The following is a 25,431-nucleotide window of genomic DNA, read 5'->3' as shown; positions in this document are numbered from 1 at the left end:
ACGCTCGACCCTGTCCGCCGCCCCCGGGCGGCACCTCCCCACGACCCGAGGCGATGACGCACGCCCGGGCGAGCTTCGAGAGGGGTCCTGGTGCAGATCGTCCAGGTGATCGCCTTCGGGATACTCCTGGGTGGGGTGTACGCGCTCCTGTCCTCCGGTGTCACGCTCATCTTCGGCGTGCTCGACGTCGTCAACGTCGCCCAGGGCGCGTTCCTCGTCTTCGCCGCGCTGTTCACGTGGCAGATCTGGAGCACGTTCGGGATCGAGCCGCTGCTGCTCATCCCCATCACCGGCCTGCTGATGGGCCTGCTCGGCTGGGTGATCTACCGCGGGATGGTGGTGCGGGTCGCCCCGCAGGGGCCCGGCATGACGGTGCTGCTGATGTTCGGCATCGCCATCAGCCTCGAGGGCATCCTCAACCTGGTCTTCGGCAACAAGTTCAAGTCCGTCACGCCGCCGTACTTCACCTCGTCGGTGCAGATCGGCGAGATCGTGCTGCCGATGCCGCAGCTGATCTCCGGCGCGATCGCGCTGGTGGTGCTGTGGCTCATCTACGTCTACCTGCGGACCTCCTGGGCCGGGCGCGCTCTGCGCGCGGCCGCCCAGAACCGCGAGGGGGCGGCGCTGGTGGGCATCTCCCAGCGGAAGGCCTCGGCACTGGCGTTCGCCATCGGGACCGCAACCGCCGGCGTGGGCGGCGTGCTGCTCGCGATCATGTACCCGATCTTCCCGGCCACCCAGTACGACTGGATCGCCCGGCTGCTGGGCATCGTCGTGCTCGGCGGCTTCGGCAGCATCCCCGGCGCGGTGATCGGCAGCATGATCCTCGGCATCACCGAGTCGTTCGCGAACACCTACCTCCCGCAGTGGTCGTCGCTGTTCTTCTACGGGACGATCCTGGTGATCCTCCTCTTCCGGCCCCAGGGGATCATGGGCATGCGCACGCGGGAGGACGTCGTATGACCGCGCGCCTGAAGAAGCCGAGCGTCTTCATCCCGCTCCTGCTGCTGCTCGTGGCCGGCCTGGTGCCGGTGATCGTGCCCGACAGCCAGTACGAGCAGTCGGTCCTGATTACCTGCTTCCTGTTCGCGATCATGGCCAGCGGCTGGAACCTGATCAGCGGCCTGGCCGGCTACGTCTCGATCGGCCACAGCGTGTTCCTCGGCATCGGGATGTACACCGGCGCGATCATCTACAAGAACTTCGGCATCGAGCCGATGTACCTCGCGCCACTCGGGGCGCTGGTGGCCGCGCTGGTCGCGATCATCATCGGGGCGGTCGTGCTGCGCACGCGCAGCCACGCCTTCGTCATCATCACCATCGCCGTGCTGCTGGCGTTCCAGCTGCTCGCCTCGAACCTGAAGTCGTTCACCGGCGGGTCGGAGGGCATCGTGCTGCGCCCGCCGTCCTGGGCGAAGGAGCTCGGGAACACGCCGTACTTCTACGTGTTCTTCGCGATCCTGCTGCTGACGATCGCGTTGGCGGCCTTCGTGATGAACTCCCGGCTCGGCGCCGGCCTGGTCGCGATCCGCAACGACGAGGGCAAGGCCGCCTCGATCGGCATCAACACCACCGTCTACAAGATCACCGCCTACGCCCTGAGCGCGCTGCCGTTCGGCGCGGCCGGTGCGGTCTACGCCCAGTACCTGTCCTTCGTGAACCCGATCGGGGCCTTCGCGATCCTGCTCAGCGTCTACCTGGTCCTGGCGGCGCTGATCGGCGGCCGCGGCACGCTGTGGGGTCCCGTCCTCGGTGGCTTCATCGTGGCGGGCGCGAACGAGTTCGCCACGGTCAGCGCCGGCGGCGTGAGCGCCCGGCTGCTGATCATGGGCCTGGTCCTGATCCTTACCGTCATGTTCATGCCGGCGGGCCTGCTGCCGACCATGAAGGCCTTCCTCAAGCGCCGCCGCGAGCGCGGCTCCGCGGTGAAGTTCATCGACCAGGCGTCGATCGCCGCGCAGACGCCGGACGTGGACATCAGCCGACTGATCGCCCGGGCGGGTGCGGGCGCGCGCACGGGGGACGACAACATCCTCGAGACGCGGGACGTGCTCAAGCGCTTCGGCGGCGTGACCGCGGTCGACGGGGTCAGCATCACGGTGCGGCGCGGCAGCATCACCGGCCTCATCGGGCCCAACGGGTCGGGCAAGACCACGCTGTTCAACTGCATGACCGGTACGTTCCGGCCGGATGGGGGCGCCGTCCTCTTCGAGGGCAGGGACATCACCCGGCAGCAGGTCTGGACCCGGGCGCACGAGGGGCTCGGCCGCACCTTCCAGATCACCCGGCTCTTCAAGAGCATGACCGTGCTGGACAACCTGGTCGCGCCGCTGGAGAGGACCAGCGCCGCAACGATGGTCGCCGGCCGCTACGCCGGCGACGAGGTGGAGCGGGCCCGGGAGATCCTCGGCTTCATGGGTCTGCAGGAGTTCGAGAAGCAGACCGCGTCGGACCTGAGCTTCGGCCAGCAGAAGCTAGTCGAGCTCGCCCAGGTCCTGATGCTGCGGCCCAGCCTGGTGCTGCTCGACGAGCCCGCCAGCGGCATCAACCCGACGCTCATCGACAAGCTGGCCAACATCATCCGGCGGCTCAACGACGCCGGCACCACCGTGCTCATCGTCGAGCACAACATCCCGCTGGTGCTGAGCCTGTGCGACACGGTGCACGTGCTGGCGGAGGGCCAGATCCTGGTGTCGGGACCGCCGGACGTCGTCCGCAACGACCCGCTGGTGATCGAGGCGTACCTGGGCCCCGACCACATGCTGGAGGCGCCCCGTGGCTGAGATCGTCCTCACCATGTCCGGCGTCGAGGCCGGCTACGGCGGCGGCCTGGTCCTCCAGGGCGTCGACCTCGACCTGGAGCAGGGGACCATCACCTGCATCGTCGGCCCGAACGGTGCCGGGAAGAGCACGGTGCTGCGCGTCATCAGCGGCCTGCTCAAGCCCAAGAGCGGCCAGGTCCGGCTGCGCGACAGCGAGATCGGGGGACTGTCGCCGGCCGACATCCTGCGCGCCGGGATCGCGCAGGTGCCGCAGAGCCGGGCGCTCTTCCCGGAGATGACGGTGCGGGAGAACATCCTGCTGGGCGGCTACGTGATCCGCCGGGACAAGGACCTGCTGCGCCGTCGCATCGCGATGGTCGAGGAGCTCGTCCCCCTGGTGAGCGACCGGGCCAACGAGCACGCGGGGAACCTCTCCGGCGGGCAGCGACGGATGGTCGAGATCGGCCGGGCGCTGATGCTGGACCCCAGCGTGGTCCTGATGGACGAGCCCTCTCTCGGCCTGGACCCCAAGTCGGTCGCGAAGGTCGCCGAGGTGGTGCGCACGATGGCCGCGGACGGGCGCACCGTCCTGCTCGTCGAGCAGAACGTCCGCCTCGGGATGAACCTGGCCACGCACGGGGTCGTGATGGAGCAGGGCCAGGTGCGCCTGACCGGGGACGCGTCGTCGATCGCCGACAACCCCGAGGTCGCCTCGATGTACCTCGGCAAGGCGGTCGGGGGCTGACATGACCGGACCGGCCGCCCCGACCCGGCGCGCACTAGACGACCAGCAGCCCGCCGGGCAGGTCGTGGACGTCGCGCAGCCCGGCGTCGGTGACGACGACCAGCTCGCCGGTCTGCACCCCCGCCCGATGGTCCACGGTGGTCACGTTCGGCTGGACGACGATCGTCATCCCGGCCCGCAGCGGCTGCTCGGGGCGATGACCGGGGATCCGCGAGGCCGAGGTGCCGATCGGCTCGAGGTAGCCCATGCCCAGGCCGTGGAACAGGTCATCGGTGGTCGCGTAGCCGGCCGCCTCGATGCCGCCGGACGCGTCCACCAGCGCGGCGGCGGACGCTCCCGCGCGGACCTGCGCGCGGACCGCGTCCCGCACCTGCGCCGCCACCCGATGCAGGTCGGCGTACTGGTCGGTGGGCGGTCCCAGGGTCACGGTCCGCAGCACCTGGCCGGGGTACTCCGCCGCCACCGCAGCGCTGAGCTCGAAGGTGACGACCGAGCCCGGACGCAGCACCCGGCCCTCGGGCACCTGGGCGGGCACGTCCCGGTCCGGGGCGTGCATGTCGGTCACGCAGACGTAGCAGATGTGGTCCCGGGCGCCGGCCCGCGTGTAGGCGGAACGCGCCGCGGCCACCAGGTCCCAGTCGGTGGCACCCGGCCGGCAGGCGTCGACGAGGGCCTGGGCGCCGATGTCGCTGGCCCGGGCGCCCGCCGCCACGGCCTCGACCTCCTCGGCCGACTTCACCTGCCGCAGAACGGCATGGGCCGCGTCGATCGGGACCAGCCGGGTCCCGGTCTCAGTGGCCAGGGCGCGGACGGCGGGGGGCACCGGGCCGAGGGTCGCCACGGCAGCCCCCGCCCCGTCGAGCAGTGCCGCCGGGGTCCCCGCGTCGACGTCCCGCACCTCGCAGCCGACCGCGGTCCGGCGGGCGGCCGGGAGGTGGTTGTGGAAGGCCACCCACAGCCTGCTGTCGGCCGGGTCGACCAGGTAGGCCGCGCTGCGGGTCACCGGCCAGCCGGTCAGGTACGTCACCCCGACGCCGCTGCGGTTCTCGCCGAACGCCAGCACCCGGTCGGCTCCGCACTCGGCCGCGAGCGCGAGCGTCGCGGCGCGGCGTCGCTGGTACTCGGCCGGGGAGAACGCGAACTCGAGCATGCAGCGCATGCTTCCACGTCGATGGGGGGAGGCGCCCGATGACTCCCGAGCAGGACGTGCTGGTGCGCGAGGCGGTGGCGCACTGGGCGCCGCGCTTCACCACCAACGGGGTGGCGGTCTCGGACTTCAACGCCGTCACGTCGTCGGTGCAGCGCTGGGAGGAGTGGGCCGACGCCTGGGTCGCGGCGGGACAGGTCCACGAGGGGCTGGGCCGGGAGGCGTTGCAGGAGGAGCGCTTCCGGTCCGCGGGCGACCATCTCGCGACGGCGGCCGTCTACTACCACTTCGGCAAGTTCGTCCTCGTCGACTACCCCGACACCATGCGGCGGGTGCACGCGATGGCCGTGCGCTGCCTGGACGACGCACTGCCCCACCTGGACCCGCCGGGCGAGCGGGTGGGGATCACGTACAAGGGCTTCTCGATGCCGGCGGTGCTGCGCCGGCCGCAGGGTCAGGACCGTCCGCCGGTCGTGGTGATGGTGCCGGGGCTGGACTCCACCAAGGAGGAACTGCGCAGCACCGAGAGGCTGTTCCTCGACCGAGGCATGGCGACCCTCGCGATCGACGGCCCGGGTCAGGGCGAGTCGGAGTACGACCTGCCGATCGAGGCGACCTGGGAGGACGTCGGCACCGCGGTCGTCGACTGGATCGAGACCCGTGACGACCTCGACCCGGACCGGGTCGGGGTGTGGGGCGTCTCGCTGGGCGGCTTCTACGCGCCGCGGATGGCCAGCGGCGAGCACCGGCTGAAGGCGTGCGTCGCGCTGGCGGGACCGTACGACTGGGGCTCGGTGTGGGAGGGCCTGCCCGAGCTGACCCGTCGCACCTTCACGTTCCGCGCGCACAAGCAGACGCAGGAGGAGGCGTGGGAGTACGGCCGGTCGCTCACGCTCAGCGGCCGGACGGCCGGCATCCGTTGCCCGCTGCTCGTCGTCTTCGGCGCCCGGGACCGGCTGCTGCCGCCCGACGGTGCCGAGCGGTTGGCCGCCGAGACGGGCGGGACGCTGCTGATGCTCCCGGACGGCAACCACGGCTGCATGAACGTCGCGGCCAAGCACCGCAACAAGACGGCCGACTGGCTGGCCGCGCAACTTCGGTAGTGGGCACGAGGACGGACCACGAGGATGGATTGGGGAACGAGATGTCGGCGCAGGGGATGACCGTCGGCTGGATCGGCCTGGGCAACATGGGAGCGCCCCTGGCCGGGCGGCTGGTCGACGCCGGGTACGACGTCACGGTGTGGAACCGCACCGCGTCGAAGGCGGACCCGCTGGCCGAGCGCGGCGCGCAGGTGGCCGGGACGGTCCGGGACCTCGGCGACCGCGGGGTCGTGTTCAGCATGGTGAGCACGTCCGCCGACCTCGAGCAGGTCATGCTGGACCCCCAGCAGGGACTGCTGACCGGCGAGTCAGCACCGCAGGTCATCGTCGACTGTTCCACCGTGAGCGTCGACGCGAGCGCTCGCGTGCGCGAGGCGGCGGAGGCACGCGGGTGCCAGTTCTTCAGCGCTCCCGTGAGCGGGAACGGGCGCGTGGTCGCGGCCGGCAAGCTGAGTGTGGTGTGCAGCGGCGACGAGGCGACGTTCGAGCTGGTCCGGCCGATGATCGAGTCGCTCGGCCGGTCGGTGACGTACGTCGGCGACGGCGAGGCGGCACGACTGGTGAAGATCTACCACAACCTCCTGCTGGGCATCTACACCCAGGCGCTGGCCGAGATCCTGGTGCTGGCGGAGAAGGACGGGGTCAGCCGCGAGCGGGTCATGGAGTTCATCAACAACTCGGTGATGGGGTGCATCTTCAGCCAGTACAAGACCCCCGCCCTGGTCAACCTGGACTTCCACCCGACGTTCACCCCGGTGCTGCTGCGCAAGGACTTCGACCTCGGCCTGGCCGAGGCGCGGCGGACCGAGACGCCGATGCCGATCACCGGCCTGACCCGCGACATCATCGAGTCGGCGATCGGGCACGGCTACTCCAAGGACGACTTCGCGACCCTGCTGCTGGTCGCCGCGGCCAACGCCGGCGTCGTGCTGGAGAGCGAGGACGCCGACGTCACCGACGGGCTGGGGCTGGAGTGAGCCCGCTGGCCGAGCCCACCGGTGAGTTCATCCGGCGGCGGCAGGTCAGCGGGTCGACCCCGGCCTCGATGCGCACGGTGCTCGACTACGCCGAGGCCGGCGTCCAGGTGACCGACGAGCCGGTCGTCGCCGGCGGCGGGGGGTCGGGCCCGACACCGCTGCAGTCGGTGCTGGGAGCGCTGTGCGGCTGCGAGGCGGTGACGTTCCGCCGGACCGCGACGGAGTACGGGTTCGAGTACGAGCGGATCGAGTTCGAGGCAGCCGGCACGATCGACATCCGCGGCCGCAGCGGGGACCGGTCGGTGCGCCCGCACTTCCAGACCGTGCGGCTGCACGCCCGGGTGCGTACCGACCAGCCGCAGGAGGCGCTGGACCGCCTGGTCGAGGAGGTCGAGGCGCGCTGCCCGGTCTTCAACCTGATGCAGGACGCCGGGGTCCGGCTGGAGGCCCGCTGGGAGGTCGTCCCCGCCGGCTGACGCCGTGCTAGCCGGGGAACTCCAGGCCGAGGTCCTTCATCATCACCATCGCCGCGTTGCGCCCGGGCGCGCCCGTGACCGAGCCGCCGGGGTGCGTCGTACCCCCGGTCTGGTACAGCCCGGGGATCGGCATGACGTGCGAGGCCCAGCCGGCCGCGGGCCGCAGCGGCCCGGAGTAGGGCACGCCCTTGTCGCCGCCGTGCGCCGTGCCGCCGATCATGTGCGGGTTGGCCCGCTCGATGTCCCGCGGCCCCTTCACGATGCGGGCCCGGATGTGGGTGTCGTCCATGTTGGGGATCGCGGTGCGGACGTAGTCCACCATCGCGTCGGCGTGCCGCTCCTTGGCCGCGTCCCAGTCGGCCGCTCCGTACGGAGGCACGTGCGAGCAGGGGACCAGGATCTTGACCGTGTGCATGCCCTCGGGCGCGCGCGACGGGTCCACGATGCTCGGTGTCGCCACCAGGGTCCACGCCGAGCCGGTGACGGGGCGCCGGTCCCGGATGGCCCGGATCTGGTCCAGGACCTCCTGCGGCCACAGCGCCAGGCCGCTGCTGACGGCGGTGTCCTCGGGCCGCAGGCCGCGAAACGTCGGGACCTCGTCCATCACCAGGAAGATCGCGAACAGGGGTATGCCGATGTCGTACGTCTCGACGCCGTAGGTGAACGCGTCGCCCCAGGCGTCCGCGGGGGCCATGTCGACCAGGTGCTTCACGTGGATGGTCGACAGCACCGCGTCTCGGGCGTGGAACTCCCGCCCATCCGTGGCGCGCACCCCGACGCAGCGGCCGCCGTCGAGCAGCAGTTGCTCCACCCTTGTGTCGCAGTGGATCTCGCCGCCGTGCGACTCGATCTCGGCGACCAGGGCGGCGGTGAGCCTGCCTGAGCCGCCGAGCGGGATGGTCCAGCTGCGCTCCTGCCGCCCGCCGACGATGGAGTAGGGCATCACGCCGGAGCCGGGCAGGTCCACCGAGGCGAAGGTCTGGCAGGCCTCCCACAGCAGGAAGGCCTGGATGTGCTCCTCGGCGAACTCGTGCCGGATCACGTCCCACGCGCTCAGCGCCCGCCGCCGCCGCCACACCCCGCCGTTGGGCAGCCGGTCCAGCAGCGCGTCCAGCGGGGGACCCCACCCGATGGGAGTGTTGTTGGCCTGCGAGAACGCCGACCTCGCTCGCGCCCAGTCGTCCAGGAACTCCCGGTAGCGGTCGGCATCGCGCTCGCTGAACCGGGCGAACTCCCGGTAGGTCGCCTCCGGGTCGAGGTGCATGCCGATCTGCTCGCCGTCGGGGAACGCCACCCGGGCCACCGGGTCCGGGTCGGTGTAGGTGACCCCGTGGTCGCGGACCAGTCCGAGGGTGTCGTCCTTGATGACCGGGTTGCCCTGGATGATCGTGTGGCCGGTCGAGCAGGAGTCCATGTGGAACCCCGGCAGGAACTCCTCGGTCGCGACGCCCCCGCCGGGGATGCTGCGGGCGTCCACCACCAGCACCTGCTTGCCCGCCCGGGCCAGGTAGGCGGCGGCGATGAGGGCGTTGTGACCGGCCCCGGCCACGACGACGTCGGCGATGAGCGGCTCGGTCATGCAATCGATTGTAGGAACTCGATGCCCTCAGGACAGGATCTTCGCCGGGTTCTCCAACAGGGCGAGGAACACCCGCAGCCACTCCGCCGCGACCGCACCGTCGATCGGCCGGTGGTCGACCGACAGCGTCACCCGCAGCACGGTGGCGACCGACAGCTCCCCGTCGACGACGACCGGCTCGGCGCGGGCCGCGCCGACGGCCAGGATGGACGACTGCGGCGGGTTGATGATCGCGGCGAAGTCCTCGGTCCCGTACATGCCCAGGTTCGTCACGCAGGTGGTGCCGCCCTCCAGCTCGTGCTGGCGCAGCTGACCCGTGCGGGCCCTGGCGGCGAGGTCCTTCGTCGCCGCCGCGACCTGCGACACCGACAGCCGCTCCACGCCGCGCAGCACCGGGGTGACCAGCCCGTCGTCGGTGGCGACGGCCACGGCGACGTCCACGGTCGGGTACGCGAGCAGGGCGTCGTCGGTCCACACCACGTTGGCGGCCGGCACCGTCAGGTGGGCGCGGGCGACCGCCTTGACCAGCAGGTCGGTGACCGAGACGCGCAGCTCCTCGCCGGCGTTGATCTCCTCGCGCAGGGCCAGCAGGCGGTCCACCCGGGCGCTGCCGCGCAGGTAGAAGTGCGGCACCTCGTTCTTGCTCTGGGTGAGCCGGGCCGCGATCGCCCGCCGGATCCTGCTGTGCGGCAATGATGTCGGGGCGGAGTCGGCAAGTACGTCCGCCCGCGCGGGCGCGGCGGCGGGGGCTGCAGGCCGCGGCCCGGGCGGGGGCGTCGTGCTGGCAGGAACGGCTCCACCGCGGGCGGCCAGGGCGGCCTCCACGTCGCGGCGGCGGATCCGGCCGTTCGGTCCGGTGCCGCGGATCCCGTCCAGGGACAGGCCGGCCTGCCGCGCCACCAGCCGGGCCACCGGGCTGGCGAAGACCCTCCCGCCGCGATCCTCCGCGGGTGCCTCGACCGGCGCGCCCGAGGCGGGTGGGGGCGCCGGTGCGGGGGTGGACGCCGCGGCGGCGGGTGGTGCCGTCGGCGCAGGGGCCGGGGGTGCGGGCGGCTCGGCGGGCGCTGCGCCGGATCCGGCCCCCACCCCGAGGGCGGCCAGTGCGGCGTCGACGTCGTCGACGACCTCCCCGGGTGCGGCCACCAGCGCGATCGGCGACCCGATCTCGACCTCGGAGCCCTCGTCCACCAGCGTCCGCAGGATCCGGCCGGGGCCTTCCGGCGTCAGGTCGACGACCGCCTTGTCGGTCTCGATCACCGCGATGACGTCGGTGGCGGCGAAGTCGGTGCCGACCGGTAGCGGCCACTGCGACAGCACCGCCGCCGTGGCACCCGCCGCGACCTCCGGCATCCGGACCAGGTCAGGCATCGCCATCCTCCGTCATGGCCCGCAGCGCCTCGACGACCTCCTCGGTGCGCGCGATCGCGGCGCGCTCCAGCACCTTGCTGATGCTGGGCGACGCCTCGCCGCCGGTGACGCGCTGCACCGGCTGGTCCAGCCAGTCGAAGTAGCGGCGCTGGATCTCGTCGGCCAGCCAGCCGCCGTACGAGGTGCCGCGCGCGCCCTGCTCGGCCACGAGCACGTTGTTGGTCTTGCGGATGCTGGCGCCGATCGTCTCCCAGTCGATGCTGGCGCGGTCCAGCCAGCGCAGGTCGATCACCTCGGCGTCGACCCCGGACTCCGCGACCGCGTCGAGGACGTAGCCGGTCATCGCCAGGTAGCTGATGACGGTGACGTCCGAGCCGGTGCGCCGCACCGCGGCGCGCCCCACGGGCAGGCAGTAGTCGAAGTCGTCCACCGGGCCGGTTCCGGTGGAGCCGTACAGGTCCACGTGCTCGAGCACGACGACCGGGTCGTCGCAGCGCAGCGCGGTGTTCATCAGGCCCACGTAGTCGAACGGGGTGGAGGGGGCGACCACGCGCAGGCCCGCGCTGGTGGCCAGGATCCCGGCCGGGTCCATCGAGTGCTGGGACCCGTAGCCGGTGCCCATCGCGACCTTGCTGCGCAGGACGAACGGGACCGGGTCCCGCCCGCCGAACATGTGCCGGGCCTTGGCGACCTGGTTGAACAGCTGGTCCGCGGCGACCCACATGAAGTCGGCGTACATGTACTCGACCACCGGGCGGAACCGGCCGTCGATCGCGATCCCCCCGGCCAGGCCGGTGAAGGCGTTCTCGCTGATCGGCGTGCCGAGCACCCGGTGCGGGAAGGCGTCGGTGAGCCCCTTGGTCGCACCGTTGGTGCCCCCGCTGAGCCGGTGCACGTCCTCGCCCATCACCACGATGCGGTCGTCGGTCTCCATCCGGCGGCGCATCACCTCGGCCACCGCGTCGATGAAGCGCACGTCGGCGAGCTGTCCGGTGAACGTGTCCGCGTCCGCGTAGCGGGCGTCGGCGAGCTCGGACAGGTCACCGCGCACGCCGACGTCGACGAACGCGGGGTCGGGCCACTCGGCCGGCCGGATCCGGCGCTCGCCGGGCTTGCCGTCCGGAACCGGCTCCAGCAGGACCGCGGACAGCTCGGCCATCAGGGCCGCGGCCCGGGCTTGCGCAGCGGAGACGTCGTCCTCGGTGAACAGTCCGCGGCGCACCAGGTGCCGGGCGACCAGGTCCAGCGGGTCGCGCTCGCGCCACTGCGCCTCCTCCTCCTTGCTGCGGTAGCGGAAGGCGCTGCCGGGGAAGGGGCCGTTCTGGTGGAAGAACCGGTAGACGTCGGCCTCGATCAGCGCCGGGCCGCGGCCGGACCGCAGGTGCGCCAGCGCCTCCTGCATCGTGAGGTAGACGGCCAGCGGATCCATCCCGTCGACCTTCCACGACGCGATGCCGAAGCCGGGCCCGCGCCCGGACAGCCGCGGCTCGCCGGTGGCCTCGGCCACGTGCGTGGAGACCGCGTACAGGTTGTTCTCGACGAAGAAGCACAGCGGCAGGTCCCAGGCCGCGGCCAGGTTGAACGTCTCCAGGGTGGAGCCGATGTTGGCCGCGCCGTCGCCGAAGTAGGTGACGGCGACGTTGTCGGTGCCGGCGTGCCGGTGCGCCCAGGCGGAGCCGGCGGCCAGGGGGACGCCGCCCCCCACGATCGCGTTGGTGCCGATGGCACCGGCCTCGTGCCACTGCAGGTGCATCGAGCCGCCGCGGCCGTGACCCAGGCCGCGGTCCAGGCCGCAGATCTCGGCCAGCGTGGTGAGCAGGACGTCGCGGACCTCGGGGGCGAACGCCTCCCGGGGGTCGATCCCCTTCGGTGCCACGTGTCCGAGGACCTTGGCCAGGAACTGGTGGTGGCCGCGGTGCGACCCGTTGACCGTGTCGGCGCTGGTGAGTGGGAGCACCGAGCCGACGGCGCCGCCCTCCTGGCCGATGCTGGAGTGCGCGGGGCCGTGGATGAGGCCCGCTGCGGCCAGCTCCAGCACCGCCTCCTCGAAGGCGCGGATGAGTACCAGCTGGCCGAGCATGGTCGTGAGCAGGTGCGGGTCCGCGGCGTCCCAGTCCGCCTCGGTGGTGGTCAGCTGGACCCAGGGGGCCTCCGGCCGGAGGTCGTGTCGCTGCGTCATGGCACCTCCCAGGCGGCATCGTCCCATACGAATGGATCCAGAAACAACGGATCGGATGAGCCTTGATGGCTGGACTTCGAGGGATAGGGCGGCAGAATGGATCCAGAACGGCCCGGACGGCGGTGAGCCGGGCCCGGCGCGGAGGAGGTGTCGCCCAATGGCGCTCCCGGGGCTGCGGCGGCTGGACCACATCGGCTTCACGGTGCCGGACCTGGCCCAGGCGCACGAGTGGCTGGTCGACGTGCTGGGCTGCGAGTACATGTACAAGCTCGGGCCGTTCGAGCACCCGGACTCCGACTGGATGGCCGAGCACCTCCACGTCCACCCCCGGGCCGTCATGCGCGAGCTGCACTTCTTCCGCCTCGGCGGCGCGGCCGTGTTCGAGGTGTTCCAGTACGCGGCCCCGGACCAGCTCGCGCGGGTGCCGCGCAACAGCGACATCGGCGGCCACCACGTCGCGATCTACGTGGACGACCTCGACGCGGCCGTGGCGTACCTGCACGAGCGCGGCGTGACCGTGCTGGGCGACCCGACGGTGAGCCGCGGCGCCAGCGAGGGCCAGCGCTGGGTGTACTTCCTGGCACCGTGGGGGATGCAGTTCGAGCTGGTGTCGTACCCCGGTGGCAAGGCGTTCGACCACCATCCCGAGCTGTTCGACTGAGCCGGGTGCGCACGGTGACCGAGGTCGGCCCGCCCGTGGGAGCGGCCAGCGAGCGGGTGGCGGCCGAGCTGCGCGAGGAGATCCTCGGCGGTGTGATCCCGCCGGGGACCCGGCTGCGCCAGGAGGAGGTGGCCGAGCGGCTCGGCGCCAGCCGGCTGCCGGTGCGCGAGGCGCTGCGCATGCTGGACGCGGAGGGCCTGCTGCAGATCGAGCCGAACAAGGGCGCCCGGGTGCCCGTGCTGGACCGGTCCGAGGTGGACGTGCTTTACCGCATGCGCGAGCGGCTGGAGCCGCTGGCGCTGACGGAGAGCATGGCCGCGATGGGCCCGGATGACCTGGACCGGATCGAGGGCATCCAGCGGCGGATCGAGGCCGGCGTCGACGTGGCCGAGTTCCTGGTGCTGGACCGCGAGTTCCACCTCGCGACCTACTCCGCGTGCGCCGCGGACCACCTGTCCGAGGCGGTGCTCCGGCTGTGGAACGCCACCCAGCACTACCGGCGGGCGTTCATGACGCTGGCCGGGCCGGGGCGGATGTGGGTCGTCAACGCCGAGCACCGGCTGCTGCTGGACGCGATCGCCCGCCGCGACGGTGAGGACGGGGAGCGCTACCTGGTCGGCCACATCCGCCGGACCCGGCTGGAGCTGGCCCGGCATCCGGAGGTGTTCGCGCGCTGAGCCGGGCGGCGTACCTGTCGGCTCAGTACGGGTTGGTGACGACCAGTTCCTCGGCGGGGAACAGGGTCAGCAGCTCCGCGCCGTCCTCGGTGACGACGAGCTCCTCCTCGATCCGCGCGGCGGAGTGCCCGTCCGCGGCCGGCCAGTAGGTCTCCAGCGCGAACACCATGCCGGGCTGGATCTCCACCGGGTTCTCCAGCGAGTTCAGCCGGCTGATGACCGGCCGCTCGTGCAGGCCGAGCCCGAGGCCGTGCCCGAACTGCAGGCCGAACGCCTCCATCTCGGAGGAGAACCCGAACTCGTGCGCCTCCGGCCACAGCCGCGCGATCTCGTCGGTGGAGACCCCGGGCTTGACCATCGCGATCGCGGAGTCGATCAGCTCGCGCGCCTTGGTGTAGGCGTCGCGGTGGGCGCTGGTGGCCCGGCCGACGGCGAAGGTGCGGTAGTAGCAGGTCCGGTAGCCGTTGAACGCGTGGATGATGTCGAAGTACGCCTGGTCGCCCGGGCGGATGTAGCGGTCGGAGAACACGTGCGGGTGCGGGCTGCACCGCTCCCCGGCGATCGAGTTGATCGCCTCCACCTGCTCCGAGCCCATCTCGATCAGCCGGTGCGTGGCGAGGGCGACGATGTCGTTCTCGCGCACGCCGGGCTTCAGCGCCTCGTAGATGTCCTGGTAGACCCCGTCGACCATGGCCGCGGCCTGGCTGAGCAGGAGGATCTCGTCCCGGTTCTTGATCTGCCGGGCGTCGAGCATCACCTGCTGGCCGTCGCGGACCCCGACCCCCGCGGCCTCGAGCTCGCGCAGCACCGGGATCTCGATGATGTCCACGCCGACGGGCATCCCGGCGACGCCCTCCTCGCGCAGGATCGCCGCGATCTCCTGCGCCGTGCCCGCGGGCAGGCCGGAGCTCGGGGCGATGGCGCCCTGCAGGCCGTTGTTGCCCCCGCGGGACTGCTCCGGGAGCAGCCACGGGGAGTAGAGGCGGTGGTTCTTGGCCGCGGAGCCGAAGTCCCACACCCACGGCTGGCCGGTCCGGGTGAGCAGCGCCCACCGCTCGAGCTTGTTGTAGGCCCAGGTCCCGATGTGGGTGCTGGTGAGGTAGCGGACGTTGGACGTCTCGAACACCAGCAGGGCGCCGAGGTCGCTGGCCTCCAGCGCCTGGCGGGCCCGGGCCAGCCGGTAGTCGCGCAGCCGGGCGTAGTCGACCCGCTCCTCCCAGTCCACGCCCTGGATCCCCGGGGCGGGGATGCTGGTCTGGGCGAACTCGCTGGCGGGTCGGAGCGTCATGTCGGTGTCCCTTCGCTGCACGGACCGGCGTTGCCGGACCACCGTACTGCAATCGATTGTATTCGCCGAGCCCCCGCCCCCGATCCCAGTGGTGCCGGTTGCGTCAGCTACAGCGCACGAAAGGGGCACCACAAGGGGGTGGGCCGCCGGGTCAGTCGGGCATGGCGGCGACGATGCGCTCGGCGGTGAGCGGCAGGTCACGGACGCGTACGCCGAGCGCGGCGTGCACGGCGTTGCCGATGGCGGCCGCGGTGGGTCCCACGGAGGCCTCCCCCGCACCCAGCGGGGGCGTGCCCGGGCGGTCGAGCAGGGCCACCTCGACCGTCGGCATCTCGCTGAAACGCAGGATGGGGTAGGTCTCCCAGGTGTCGCTGGTGACCCGGCCGCCGTCGAGGCGGACCTGCTCGCGCAGTGTCCAGCTCGCCGACTGCAGCGCGCCGCCCTCGAGCTGGTTGACCGCGCCGTCGGGGTTCACCACCTCACCGACGTCGGCGGCGATCCAGGCCCGGGTGAGGCGTACGTCGGCCTCGGCGACCAGCTCCACGACGACCGCGCACCAGGCGCCCTTGCCCTTGTATCGCGCGAACCCGACCCCGCGGCCGGTCGCCTCGCCGGTGACCGCGGAGCCCCAGTCCGACAGCTCGGCCACCCGCTCCAGCACGGCCCGCCCGCGCGGGTCGTCGAGGTGGCGAAGCCGGTACTCCACCGGGTCCACGCCGAAGGAGGCGGCGAGGTCGTCGAGGTGGCTCTCGATCGCGAAGACGTTGAGGTGCGCACCGAGGGAGCGCAGCGCCGACGCGCGCACCGGCATCTCCTCCAGTCGGTGCACGGTGCCGCGGATGCGTGGGACGCGGTAGCCGGGGATCCCGTTGCGCCCCACCCCGAAACCAGCAGCGGCGGGCGGGTCCTGGCTGGCCGGTACGGGCTCGCCGCCGGCCTGCAGGGCGTACCCGAGCAGCGACGGCGAGGGCAGGGTGGACGGCCGGGAGGCGTGCCCGTTGCCCCAGGCCTCGTACTCCCACGTGCGCAGCGTCCCGTCCGCGTCGCATCCGCTGGTGATGGTCACGGACATGGCGGGTCCGAGCGGCCCCCAGGACAGTTCGCTCTCGCGCGTCCAGGTGACGTGCACGGGGGTGCCCGGCAGCGAGCGGGCCAGCAGCACCGCGTCGTAGGCGACGTCGTCCGCGGGGTTGTGGCCGTAGCAGCCGGCACCCTCGACGTGCCGGACCGTGACCCGGTCGGCGTCGACCCCCAGCGCGCGGGCGATGTCGCGGCGCAGCGGGTGGACCCCCTGGGAGTGCGTCCATACCTCGACGCGGGGAACGTCGTCACCGGTCCACACCGCCGCGGCGCACGACGGCCCGATCGAGGCGTGCGCGAGGAAGGGCCGCGAGTACGAGGCGCTGTGCCGCAGCAGGTCGGGGCCGCCGTTCGGGCTGCCGCCGCCCGGAGCTTCCTCGTCCGCGATCGGGGAGTCCTCGGTGGGGGCGCTGCGCAGGAAGCCGTCCACGCGGTCGGTGTCCGGGGCCCCGGGTTCGGGCTCGCCCCAACGGGTTGCGGCACGCAGCGCGTCGAGAGCGGCGACCACCTCGACCTCGGTACGAGCGACGACACCCACGAGGTCGCCGTCGACGACCACGGACAGCACGCCGGGGAGGGCTGCGACCGAGTCGGTGTCGACCTCCACAAGCCGCGTGCAGAACCCGGGCGGGTGCAGGATGCGGCCGAACGCGGTGCCGGGAAGTCGCAGGTCGTGCAGGAACCGCGGTCGGCCGAGCACCTTGTCGGCCAGGTCGAACCGGGGTACCGAGACGCCCACGCGGTCCCGGGTGCCGGGGTCGGCGTCCCCCTCCGGTCGGACCACGGGCACGTCGAGGTCCACGTCACCTGCGAGGTCCCAGATCGAGACGTGCGCGTCGGCGGCCGCGAAGCCGTCACCGTCCCGGCGCGGGTCGTCGACTCCGAGACGGTGCGCCGCAGCGTCCCGCAGCAGGGACAGCGCGGTGGCGGACGCGACGCGCAGCGCGTCGCCGGAGTGAGGGACCGACATGCTGCCCGCGGTGAAGCCCTCGTCCGGGCTGGTGTCGGTCGCCACCGGGACGAGCCGGACCGCAGCCAGCGGCAGGGCGAGCGCGTCGGCCACGACCTGGGCCAGGGCCGTGGCGACGCCCTGGCCGAGCTCGACCTTCCCGGTGCGGGCGAGGACGACCCCGGGCTCCGCGAACGACAGCCACTGGGAGACCAGCGGGTTCGCGTCGAGCGACGGGTTCGGCCTCACCGCGGGTCCTCGGCGGGACCGTGCGCGGCGTCCGTGGAGTCCGCGGCGGACAGCACCGCGCGGACGATCCGGTTGTGCGCGCCGCATCGGCACAGGTGGTCGTCGAGAGCGGTGCGTACGGTGGCCTCGTCCAGGGGGCGACCGGAGTCCACCAGCGCGGCGGCCTCGACGGCGATGCCCGACAGGCAGTAGCCGCACTGACCCGCCTGTTGCTCGATCAGGGCGCGCTGCACCGGGTGCATGCCGTCGGGGCCGCCGAGGCCCTCCACGGTGACGACGGACCGGTCGCCGACGGACCACATCGGCGTGTCACAGGAGTGCACCGGCTGCCCGTCCATCAGGACCGAGCAGGCCCCGCAGGATCCGACGCCGCAGCCGTAGCGGGTGCCCAGCAGCCCGAGGCTGTCGCGCAGGACCCACAGCAGCGGGGTGTCGGGCGGGCAGGCGACCGCGTGCTCCGTCCCGTTGACGGCGATGACGTACGACTCGTCCACCGGTCTGGAGCCCGTCCGTTCCTGTCTGGTCCTGGTCCGACAACAAACGATTGCACTACCATACGTCGCACACCCCGCCGCGAGGAGCGACATGACCCAGCGCATCAGCTTCGTGCCCCTGGAGGACCTCGACCCGCGGATGCAGGCGGAGCTGCATCGCTGCGCCGAGCACGGCACCCCCCGCCCGGAGTCGTCCGCGGTCCGGGCGCACGCGCCGAACGCGTTCTGGGCCTTCGCCGACTCCTGGCAGGGGCTGTTCCGCGAGGGCGTGTGCGACCACGCCATCAAGGAGCTGTGCCGGGTCTACATCTCCCGCACGGTCAGCTGCGAGTTCTGCGGGAACCAGCGGTCCGAGCAGGGTGCGGAGGCCGGGCTGGCCGAGGTGCAGTACGACCAGTTGCTCAACTTCGCCGACTCCGACCTGTACGACGAGCGCCAGAAGACGGCGCTGTTCTACGCGCAGGCGATCGCGTGGGGCGAGAGCAGCATCGACGACATGGACGCGCTGTGGGAGCGGCTGCACCACCACTTCACCGAGCCCGAGCTGGTCGAGCTCGGCTGCTTTATCGCGCTCACGTACGGGCAGCAGAGCTGGATCCGGCTGCTGGGGATCAGCCACCACCAGTACCTGGCGGGGACGTCGGCGGCGCTGGCGCCGGGTTTCGGGACCGACGAGGAGTACCAGGCCAGCACCAGCAGCGAGGAGTACTGGGCGCGACGCTGAGTACGCTCTCGACCGGACGCACCGCACCACGACGCGCACGCGCGAAAGGACCCCCATGTCTGTCGACGCCCTGCCCCAGAACACCCCGACCGGGCTGCTCATCGGGGGTGAGTGGCTGCCGACCGCCACGCACCTCAAGGTCGTGAACCCGGCCTCCCTGGGGACGCTGGCGGAGATCGGTGACGCCTCCGCGGAGGACGCGCTGGGCGCGGTGGGTGCGGCCTACGACGCGTTCCAGTCCTGGTCGCTGTCGCCCGCCCGGCAGCGTGCCGAGGTGTTGCGCAAGGCCTGGGAGATCATGACCGCCGAGATCGAGGAGTGCGCGCGTCTGATCGCCCTGGAGAACGGCAAGGCCTGGCGGGACGCGATGGGCGAGGCCGTCTATGCCGCGGAGTTCTTCCGCTGGTTCTCCGAGGAGGCGTCGCGGGTCGAGGGCGGCTTCCGCTACTCGCCGAGCCGGGACAAGACGATCATCACCGACCACCGGCCGATCGGGGTGGCGTACCTGATCACGCCGTGGAACTTCCCGGCGGCGATGGCCACGCGGAAGCTCGCACCGGCGCTGGCCGCCGGGTGCACCACGGTGCTCAAGCCGGCGGGGGAGACGCCGCTGACGGCGCTGTGGATCGGCAAGGTTCTCGAGCGGGCCGGCGCCCCCGCGGGCGTGGTCAACATCATCACGACGTCGACGTCGGGCCCGGTGTCGGAGGCCGTGCTGGCCGACCCGCGGGTGGCGACGCTGTCGTTCACCGGGTCGACGTACGTCGGCAAGATCCTGCTGACGCAGACGGCGCAGCGGGTGCTGCCGTCGTCGATGGAGCTCGGCGGCAACGCGCCGTTCCTGGTGCTGGAGGGCGCGGACGTCGACAAGGCCGTCGAGGGCGCCATGGTCGCCAAGATGCGCAACGGCGGCGCGGCCTGCACCGCGGCCAACCGCTTCTACGTGCACGAGTCGGTGGCGGACGAGTTCGCGCTGAAGTTCGAGGCGGCGCTGCGTGGGCTGAAGATCGGCCCCGGGATCGACCAGTCGAACGACCTCGGCGCGATGGTGAGCGTCCGGGAGCGGGACAAGATCCTGGAGCTGGTGAACGGCGCGGCCGACGAGGGCGTGCAGATCACCGCGGTGTCCGAGGTGCCCGAGGACGGAGCGTTCATCTCGCCGTACGTGATCCGCGACGTGCAGCACGGGTCGTCGCTCACGCGCAACGAGCTGTTCGGCCCGGTGGCCCCGATCGTGTCGTTCAGCGACCGCGACGACGCGGTGCGGATGGCGAACGACACCGAGTACGGGCTGATCTCGTACATCTACGCGAAGGACGCGGGCGAGGGCATCCATGTCGCGCGGCAGATGGAGTCCGGCATGGTCGCCATCAACCGCGGGGTCGCCTCTGACCCGGCGGCGCCGTTCGGCGGGATGAAGGAGTCTGGGCTGGGCCGCGAGGGCGGCTTCGCCGGGATCCACGAGTTCCTCGAGACCCAGTACTTCGCGGTCGACCTGTAGCGCCGGATCGGCTGGGTGAGCGGGCCGGCGGACCTACGCTGGCCCGCGTGTCCGACAGCGCGTTCGGCTACGCGTGGAACGACGTCCTGCTCATCGCGGCCGTCCTCGTCGTCCTGGGCCTGCTCCTGACGGCGGTCTACCGCACCATGGACCATCCGCGGCTCCCCGTGGTCCGGGAGGCGGGGAAGTTGCCGCGGGTGACCCTGCTCGGGCTGGTGTTCTACCTGCTCAGCATCGGTCCGCTGGTGCTCTTCTGGTACCTGGCCCTGCTGATCACCCTCCTGGTGGCGACCACCCGGCCGACCGCGGACGAGATCGCCGTGATGTCGGTGGCGGTCATCGTTGCGACCCGGGCGCTGGCGCACATCAGCCGCCCCACCGCGCACGAGGTGGGCAAGGTCATCCCGATCGCCGTGCTCTCGGTGTTCATCCTGGGCTCGGTCGTGGTCGACGAGACGACCTGGGACCCGACCCTGGAGCAGCTGGACGCGAACGCGGGACAGCTGGGGACGTACATGCTGATCGCGCTGGTCGCGGAGCTGGTCATCACCGCTGCCTGGTACCTGGCCCTGGTGCTGCGGGCCTCGGTGGCGGTGGGGTGGCGGCGGTGGCGCGAGGCGGAGCACGGCCATCGCGGCCTCCGGCGGGCGCGGGCCGAGCTGGAGCAGATCGCCCGCACCGGCCAGACTCTGGCCGTGGCGGAGGCATCGAACCAGGAGACCGGGCGGTCGGGCGGCGGGCCCGTGGGTGAGCGGTCGCGGGCCGAGGTAGCGGCGGCCGTCCCGACAGCAGCGGCTGTGGGGGACACGGTTGTGGGGGACACGGTTGCGGGGGACACGGTTGCGGGGGACACGGCGCGGCAGCGGCAGGCCCTCGACGTCGACCTGGTTCCGGAGCAGACGTCGGACGACACCGATGCGTCGTGGGGCGATGGGTCCGGCCGCTCCGGTGGTGGCGGGGACGGCGACGACCTGCGCCGCTTCCTCGACGAGCGGCCCCCGCACCACGGGTCGTAGCCGACGCGTGGTGCGAGGGCCTCGCGCGCGTACCGGGTCGGTCAGGAGCGCTGGCGCAGGGCGTCGCGGATCTCGGTGAGGAGCACGATGTCCTCGGCCGGCGGGGCCTCCTCCTCGGCCTTCGCGGTGCGCGCCCGCAGGGCGTTCATCGGGACCACGATGACGAAGTAGACGGCCGCCGCGACCAGCACGAAGTTGAGCAGCGCGGTGAGGATGACGCCGATGCTGAACTGCGCGTTGTTGAGGGTGAAGTTGCCGACGTCGTTCAGGTTCGGCTGGCCGAAGATCGCCGCGATCAGGGGGTTGATGAAGCCCTCGACGACCGAGTTGATGACGGCGGTGAACGCGGCGCCGATGACGACCGCGACGGCGAGATCGACGACGTTGCCGCGCATCAGGAAGTCGCGGAAGCCCTTGATCATGTGACCCCTCCTCGGGGTGTGGTGCGCTTGGGGACGCGGCAGACCCTAGCGAGTGCCGGAGGATCCGCCCGTCGGCCGTTCGGTCGCGCTACCTATCCGGCGCCTGGGGGACCGGCGCCTGCGGGGGAGGGAGCAGCACCAGGGACAGCCGGGCGGTCGCCTCGGCGCCGGCGAGCGCCACGGCGGTCGCGGGGGGTACGGCGAGGACGACGAGCGTGCCCCGCGCCGTGGAGGCCGGACTGCCGCCGCCGGAGGAGAACAGGCCACTGCTGGCGGACTCGCCGCGGCGCGGGACGGTGACGACGCGAGCACGGTGAGCGACGACTCGTGCCTGCGCCTGGGACAGGCCGGCGCCGGAGGCGGCGACGACGTCGACGAGGTCCCCGGAGCGGACCAGGGCGACGGCGTCGGAGTCGGCGATCCGGACGGGGGCGGCGACCAGGTCGGCGGTCAGGGTGGCGCGGCTGGCGCTGACCAGGGACTCGACGCCCACGAGTCGCGTGGTGGTCAGGGGTTCTCCGGCCAGGATGGGGCCGGACAGCACGCGTCCCTCCAGGTCCGCCCGGTCGGTGACCGCTCCGGGCGGGACGGCGGTGACCGGCATGTCGCGGATCCCGACGTCCGCGGCGGACAGCGTGCTGCCCCCGGGCAGGTCCCGGGACGCGACCGCGATCGTGACCGTCGCGGGTGCGGGTGGGCGGAGTACGGGGACCGTCAGCAGGACCGCGATGCCGGCAAGGGCGGCCGCGGTCAGTCGGCGGTGGCGTCGGAGCAGGCGCCGCGCCGCGGTGGCGGCGTCTGCGAGCGGGTCACGCCGCCCCTTCGTCCTGGACGGTGCCGGTCGCCGACCCGAGCGTCGCGTGGTCGGGTCCGGAGTGGCTCCCCCGCGCATCGCGTCCGTCCTCCGTCCCCCGTGGACCTGGCCCGCCCGTGCCGTCCGGTGACGGCCGGTGCGGGGTGTCCGCGACGGTAGCCGCCGGTCGCGATCTCGCGCCGAGCGTTGTCCACAGGCTGGCGACGACAGCCTCCTCGGGGACGGGTCCGTGGCCCGCCGCTGGGCGTCCGGCGTGGCCCGGTGTTCGGTGTGGCCCGGTGTTCGGTGTGGCCCGGTGTTCGGTGTGGCCCGGTGTTCGGTGTGGCTGGTGTTCCGCCGGGGTCCAGCCCGGCAGCAGTGAACGGAGCGCCCCGTGCTGTCGGCCGGGCGGTGACGCGACGCGGCCGCGTAGGCATCCACCGAGCCCTCACTTTCGGGCGTGGCGGGCGCGCGTGGTGGTCAGGCGGCGAGGTGTGCGGTGAGCCAGGTCTCGAGGGCGCTGGCCGGCGGGTCGCTGCTGTCCGGCGGGTCGGCGCGGGAGGGTGTGTCGCCGTGGACCTTCGGGGGGTCAGGTGTCTCGGCGCCGGGGCTGGCCTCGATCGACACGATGGGCATCGGCGGGGGTCCGGTGTCCCAGATCGGGTCCGGGGGTGCGGGGTAGGTGTGTCCGGTGGGGCTGGTCCATCTGATCCGCCCGCTGCCCGGATCCGGTGCGGCGGACCAGGCCGTGTGGGTCTTGATCCGGTGATGCCGCCGGCAGGCCGGATGCAGGTTGCCCGCCGTGGTGTTCGCCCCGTCGTAGGTGGCCGCGTGGTCGAGGTCGGTGTGGACCGAGGGGATGGTGCAGCCGGGGAAGGTGCAGGTGGTGTCCCTGGCGGTGACGAGCTCGCGCAGCCGGTCTGACGGCCGGTAGCGGGTGGCGCCGGTGGCGAGCAGGCGGCCGTGGTCGGTGAGGAAGGCCCGCCACGCGTCCGCGGTGGCGGCGAGTTCACGGGCCAGGGGTGCCGGGACCCAGCCGTGGCCGGGGACCCAGCCGGGGTTGTCGGCCAGCCCGAGCAGGGTGGCGGCGTCGACGATGACGACCGCGGACGACCACGACCTGCCCCGCCCGACGCCGGTCCCCGCTTCCGCGCTGCCACCGGCAGGTGCCGCCCATGCCGCCGCACCAGCACCAGCGTTCGCCACTGCGCTACCGGAGCCGCCCGTGGTCCCGGCGTCGGTGCCCGTGGTCCCGGCGGTCGCGGTCGCGGCGCTGCTGGCGGGGGCGGCGGTGCCGGTGGCAGAGCCGGTGGCAGAGCCGGTGGGGTGCGGGGTGTCGCTGGTGTCGTGGCCCAGGGTCCGCATGAGCAGGCGGGCGGCTTCGATCACGGCGTCGGCACGCAGGGCTTCCAGGGTGGTGTCGGGGTGGTGCGGGCAGCCGAGCTGGTGGGTCCGGTCCGCTGCCGGGTCGGTCGCGGTGTCGCTGCAAAGGACACCGGTCCCCGACCCGCCGGGCTGGCGGCGGTGGCCCCGCAGCGCCGCAAGGGTGCCGACCAGACCGGCAGACCCGGCACGTCCGGCCGGACCCGTGCCCGCGCCAGAGCCGACGGTGCCTGCGCCCGCTCCAGCCATGGCGGTGTCCTCGCTGCGGGGGCAGGTGCAGGGGCCGAGCAGGGCGGTCAGGTCCGCGGTCGGGTCCTTCAGGGTGGCTTGCCGGTTGCGGGCCCAGGTGTCGAACTGCCGCCACGCCCATGACGCCATCGGCTGGGAGGCCTCCAGGGTGATCCTGGCGCGGAAGTCCGGCAGCGGGCTGATCCGCAGCGACCGTTCCCGCTTCCGCTTCGTCGCCCGCTCCGCGGCGGCGGCGGCGTCCAGGCGCAGGATGGTGCGGCGGATGCGGTGCCGCAGCCGGCCCGGGGTCTCCTCCGCATACCGCGAGGGCTGCCCGTCGGCGTCGGGCAGCGTGTCGGCGACGACGACCTGCACGACCTTCTCGGTCAGGTCCGCGGACAGCTCGGCGGTCTCGGACACCACCGCGGACAGGTGCCCGTACCCCCACGCACCCGTTTCCAGCAGCCGAGCGACCGGGGCACCGGGACCGGCGAGGAACCGGGCGGTGGCGATGCGGTCGGATGCCGCGACGGTGGACAGCCGGCAGGCGGCGGCGACCTCGGCGTGCCGGGCCTCCTCGACGCACTCGAACGGACCGAGGTCCACCGGGCCGCCCTCGTCGTCCGGGTCGGGGTCTCGTGCCGGCTGGGGCCCGACCACCGGGAGGATCGCGGCGAACGACCGCGCGGTCACCCACGCCGCCTGGGCCTGCCATGTCGTCAGGAACACCACCCGGTCATGCCCGCACAGCTGGTCGGCGTCGACCTGCTCCAGCAGACCGATCGCCACCGGCCCCGGGCCCACCGCCACGGCCTGCGCGAGCAGGGCGGCGTCCCACGGACGCGAGGTCCGCGGACCGGGAACCACGGGATCGAACATGTGTACGAGTGTACCCGCCAGGTCCGACACCGCGCAAGACCCCGTGCACACGAAATCCGTTACGCCGCAGGCGAAACCGGAGGCATGCGCTTCTCTGATGCGCTGGCCCGGCGGTCTCGCCGAAGGGGCCTCCGATCCGTCTCAGGGCCACACCCAAGGGCGCGCTCACCGGCTCGGCCCCCACGCCGTCGACGGAACGTGAGGTGCGTTGTTGCGCGAGTCGTGCACCGCGGATGACGGCTCGATCAGGCTGCGCTGCCGGCCTTCGATGACGCGCCGCTGGAGGAGGAGCCGCCGGATGACGCGCCGCCCGAGCTGGAGCCGCTCGAACCTGAGCCACCCGAGCTGCTCGATGACGACGCGGATCCGCTCGACTGCCCGGAGTCCGACGACGAGCCGGACGCAGTCCCAGAACCGCTCGACGAACCGCTCGACGATCCGGACCCACTCGACGATCCGGACGTCGCCTTGCCCTTGGCGTCGGCGCGGGAGTCGTTGCGGTAGAAGCCGGATCCCTTGAACACGACCCCCACGTTGCCGAACAGCTTGCGCAGCGAGGCCTGCCCGCACTCCGGGCACACCGTCAGCGGCTCGTCGTGGAACGACTGAACCGCCTCCAGGCGGTTCCCGCAGTCGGCGCAGCGGTACTCGTAGGTGGGCACGTCCGCCTCCCGCGTCTGGCACTCAAGGGGTACGAGTGCTAATGGTGCCCGAATCCCCCGGGGCTCGTCCAGTCGGCGGGGCGCCGGCG

Annotated in this window: 22 protein-coding genes; 11 read left to right on the top strand and 11 right to left on the bottom strand. The window is 72.6% G+C overall.

Translation table 11 applies throughout. From position 1 onward, the window contains the following. The first annotated feature begins 90 nt into the window (after positions 1–90). From R2737_03725 to R2737_03715, 3 genes are read left to right on the top strand one after another with little or no spacing between them, the layout of a single operon-like run. Complete coding sequence (locus tag R2737_03725; GenBank protein MEZ5115357.1) at positions 91–963, top strand: branched-chain amino acid ABC transporter permease; 873 nt, start codon at positions 91–93, stop codon at positions 961–963. Next, positions 960–2,783, top strand: a complete 1,824-nt coding sequence (locus tag R2737_03720) for a branched-chain amino acid ABC transporter ATP-binding protein/permease (protein ID MEZ5115356.1) — start codon at positions 960–962, stop codon at positions 2,781–2,783. Before R2737_03725 ends, R2737_03720 begins: the two co-directional genes overlap by 4 nt. Beyond that, positions 2,776–3,507, top strand: coding sequence for an ABC transporter ATP-binding protein (locus R2737_03715; protein MEZ5115355.1), 732 nt, complete (start codon positions 2,776–2,778; stop codon positions 3,505–3,507). The genes R2737_03720 and R2737_03715 overlap by 8 nt, the downstream gene beginning before the upstream one ends. 34 nt (positions 3,508–3,541) lie before the next feature. Here the strand turns inward: R2737_03715 and R2737_03710 are convergent, their stop codons facing one another. Further along, positions 3,542–4,657, bottom strand: a complete 1,116-nt coding sequence (locus R2737_03710; protein ID MEZ5115354.1) for a M24 family metallopeptidase — start codon at positions 4,655–4,657, stop codon at positions 3,542–3,544. A gap of 38 nt (positions 4,658–4,695) precedes the next feature. Between R2737_03710 and R2737_03705 the strand changes: the two genes are divergently transcribed. From R2737_03705 to R2737_03695, 3 genes are read left to right on the top strand one after another with little or no spacing between them, the layout of a single operon-like run. Then, positions 4,696–5,757: an alpha/beta fold hydrolase gene (locus R2737_03705; protein ID MEZ5115353.1), complete on the top strand. Its 1,062-nt coding sequence runs from the start codon at positions 4,696–4,698 to the stop codon at positions 5,755–5,757. A 41-nt stretch (positions 5,758–5,798) separates the two neighbouring features. Then, on the top strand, positions 5,799–6,734 hold the full coding sequence (locus tag R2737_03700; protein ID MEZ5115352.1) for an NAD(P)-dependent oxidoreductase: 936 nt from the start codon (positions 5,799–5,801) through the stop codon (positions 6,732–6,734). Further along, positions 6,731–7,210, top strand: a complete 480-nt coding sequence (locus R2737_03695; protein ID MEZ5115351.1) for an OsmC family protein — start codon at positions 6,731–6,733, stop codon at positions 7,208–7,210. The genes R2737_03700 and R2737_03695 overlap by 4 nt, the downstream gene beginning before the upstream one ends. 7 nt (positions 7,211–7,217) lie before the next feature. Here the strand turns inward: R2737_03695 and R2737_03690 are convergent, their stop codons facing one another. The 3 genes from R2737_03690 to R2737_03680 are packed head-to-tail and all read right to left on the bottom strand — an operon-like array spanning position 7,218 to position 12,336. Next, positions 7,218–8,789: an NAD(P)/FAD-dependent oxidoreductase gene (locus R2737_03690; protein ID MEZ5115350.1), complete on the bottom strand. Its 1,572-nt coding sequence runs from the start codon at positions 8,787–8,789 to the stop codon at positions 7,218–7,220. 27 nt (positions 8,790–8,816) lie between these two features. After that, positions 8,817–10,157 carry a 2-oxo acid dehydrogenase subunit E2 gene (locus R2737_03685; GenBank protein ID MEZ5115349.1) on the bottom strand — a complete coding sequence of 447 codons (1,341 nt, stop codon included), beginning with the start codon at positions 10,155–10,157 and terminating at the stop codon, positions 8,817–8,819. Beyond that, positions 10,150–12,336 (bottom strand): thiamine pyrophosphate-dependent enzyme, encoded by a 2,187-nt coding sequence (locus R2737_03680; protein ID MEZ5115348.1) that lies wholly within the window; start codon positions 12,334–12,336, stop codon positions 10,150–10,152. The genes R2737_03685 and R2737_03680 overlap by 8 nt, the downstream gene beginning before the upstream one ends. 157 nt (positions 12,337–12,493) lie before the next feature. Here R2737_03680 and R2737_03675 point away from each other — a divergent pair, with 157 nt between their 5' ends. Beyond that, positions 12,494–12,997 (top strand): VOC family protein, encoded by a 504-nt coding sequence (locus R2737_03675; GenBank protein MEZ5115347.1) that lies wholly within the window; start codon positions 12,494–12,496, stop codon positions 12,995–12,997. Between the two features lie 5 nt (positions 12,998–13,002). Further along, entirely contained in the window at positions 13,003–13,674 is a 672-nt protein-coding gene (locus tag R2737_03670) for a GntR family transcriptional regulator (protein MEZ5115346.1), read from the top strand. Positions 13,675–13,696: 22 nt separating this feature from the next. On the opposite strand, the gene R2737_03665 is transcribed toward R2737_03670, so the two are convergent. From R2737_03665 to R2737_03655, 3 genes are all read right to left on the bottom strand, one after another. Next, positions 13,697–14,962, bottom strand: a complete 1,266-nt coding sequence (locus R2737_03665) for a Xaa-Pro peptidase family protein (protein ID MEZ5115345.1) — start codon at positions 14,960–14,962, stop codon at positions 13,697–13,699. A 151-nt stretch (positions 14,963–15,113) separates the two neighbouring features. Then, entirely contained in the window at positions 15,114–17,240 is a 2,127-nt protein-coding gene (locus R2737_03660) for a molybdopterin cofactor-binding domain-containing protein (GenBank protein MEZ5115344.1), read from the bottom strand. Continuing rightward, a complete protein-coding gene (locus R2737_03655) occupies positions 17,237–17,734 on the bottom strand; it encodes a (2Fe-2S)-binding protein (GenBank protein MEZ5115343.1) in 498 nt (165 codons plus the stop codon). The genes R2737_03660 and R2737_03655 overlap by 4 nt, the downstream gene beginning before the upstream one ends. Positions 17,735–17,825: 91 nt before the next feature. Here R2737_03655 and R2737_03650 point away from each other — a divergent pair, with 91 nt between their 5' ends. From R2737_03650 to R2737_03640, 3 genes are read left to right on the top strand one after another with little or no spacing between them, the layout of a single operon-like run. Then, positions 17,826–18,458 (top strand): hypothetical protein, encoded by a 633-nt coding sequence (locus tag R2737_03650; protein ID MEZ5115342.1) that lies wholly within the window; start codon positions 17,826–17,828, stop codon positions 18,456–18,458. Positions 18,459–18,513: 55 nt separating this feature from the next. Continuing rightward, positions 18,514–19,959, top strand: coding sequence for an NAD-dependent succinate-semialdehyde dehydrogenase (locus tag R2737_03645; GenBank protein ID MEZ5115341.1), 1,446 nt, complete (start codon positions 18,514–18,516; stop codon positions 19,957–19,959). 47 nt (positions 19,960–20,006) lie between these two features. After that, positions 20,007–20,975 carry a hypothetical protein gene (locus tag R2737_03640; protein ID MEZ5115340.1) on the top strand — a complete coding sequence of 323 codons (969 nt, stop codon included), beginning with the start codon at positions 20,007–20,009 and terminating at the stop codon, positions 20,973–20,975. 41 nt (positions 20,976–21,016) lie between these two features. Here the strand turns inward: R2737_03640 and mscL are convergent, their stop codons facing one another. The 4 genes from mscL to R2737_03620 all read right to left on the bottom strand — a co-directional run bounded on the left by mscL (position 21,017) and on the right by R2737_03620 (position 25,342). Further along, on the bottom strand, positions 21,017–21,397 hold the full coding sequence (mscL, locus tag R2737_03635; GenBank protein MEZ5115339.1) for a large conductance mechanosensitive channel protein MscL: 381 nt from the start codon (positions 21,395–21,397) through the stop codon (positions 21,017–21,019). Between the two features lie 88 nt (positions 21,398–21,485). Beyond that, positions 21,486–22,289: a Flp pilus assembly protein CpaB gene (gene cpaB / locus R2737_03630; GenBank protein ID MEZ5115338.1), complete on the bottom strand. Its 804-nt coding sequence runs from the start codon at positions 22,287–22,289 to the stop codon at positions 21,486–21,488. Between the two features lie 381 nt (positions 22,290–22,670). Then, positions 22,671–24,680, bottom strand: coding sequence for a DUF222 domain-containing protein (locus R2737_03625; protein MEZ5115337.1), 2,010 nt, complete (start codon positions 24,678–24,680; stop codon positions 22,671–22,673). 245 nt (positions 24,681–24,925) lie between these two features. Continuing rightward, the gene (locus tag R2737_03620) at positions 24,926–25,342 is read right to left on the bottom strand and encodes an FmdB family zinc ribbon protein (GenBank protein MEZ5115336.1); all 417 of its coding nucleotides are present in this window, start codon (positions 25,340–25,342) and stop codon (positions 24,926–24,928) included. Positions 25,343–25,431: the final 89 nt, after the last annotated feature.

The sequence above is a fragment of the Candidatus Nanopelagicales bacterium genome (genome assembly GCA_041393815.1).
Classification (GTDB): domain Bacteria; phylum Actinomycetota; class Actinomycetes; order S36-B12; family JAWKJK01; genus JAWKJK01.
This window is presented reverse-complemented; position numbering and strand designations above follow the sequence as displayed.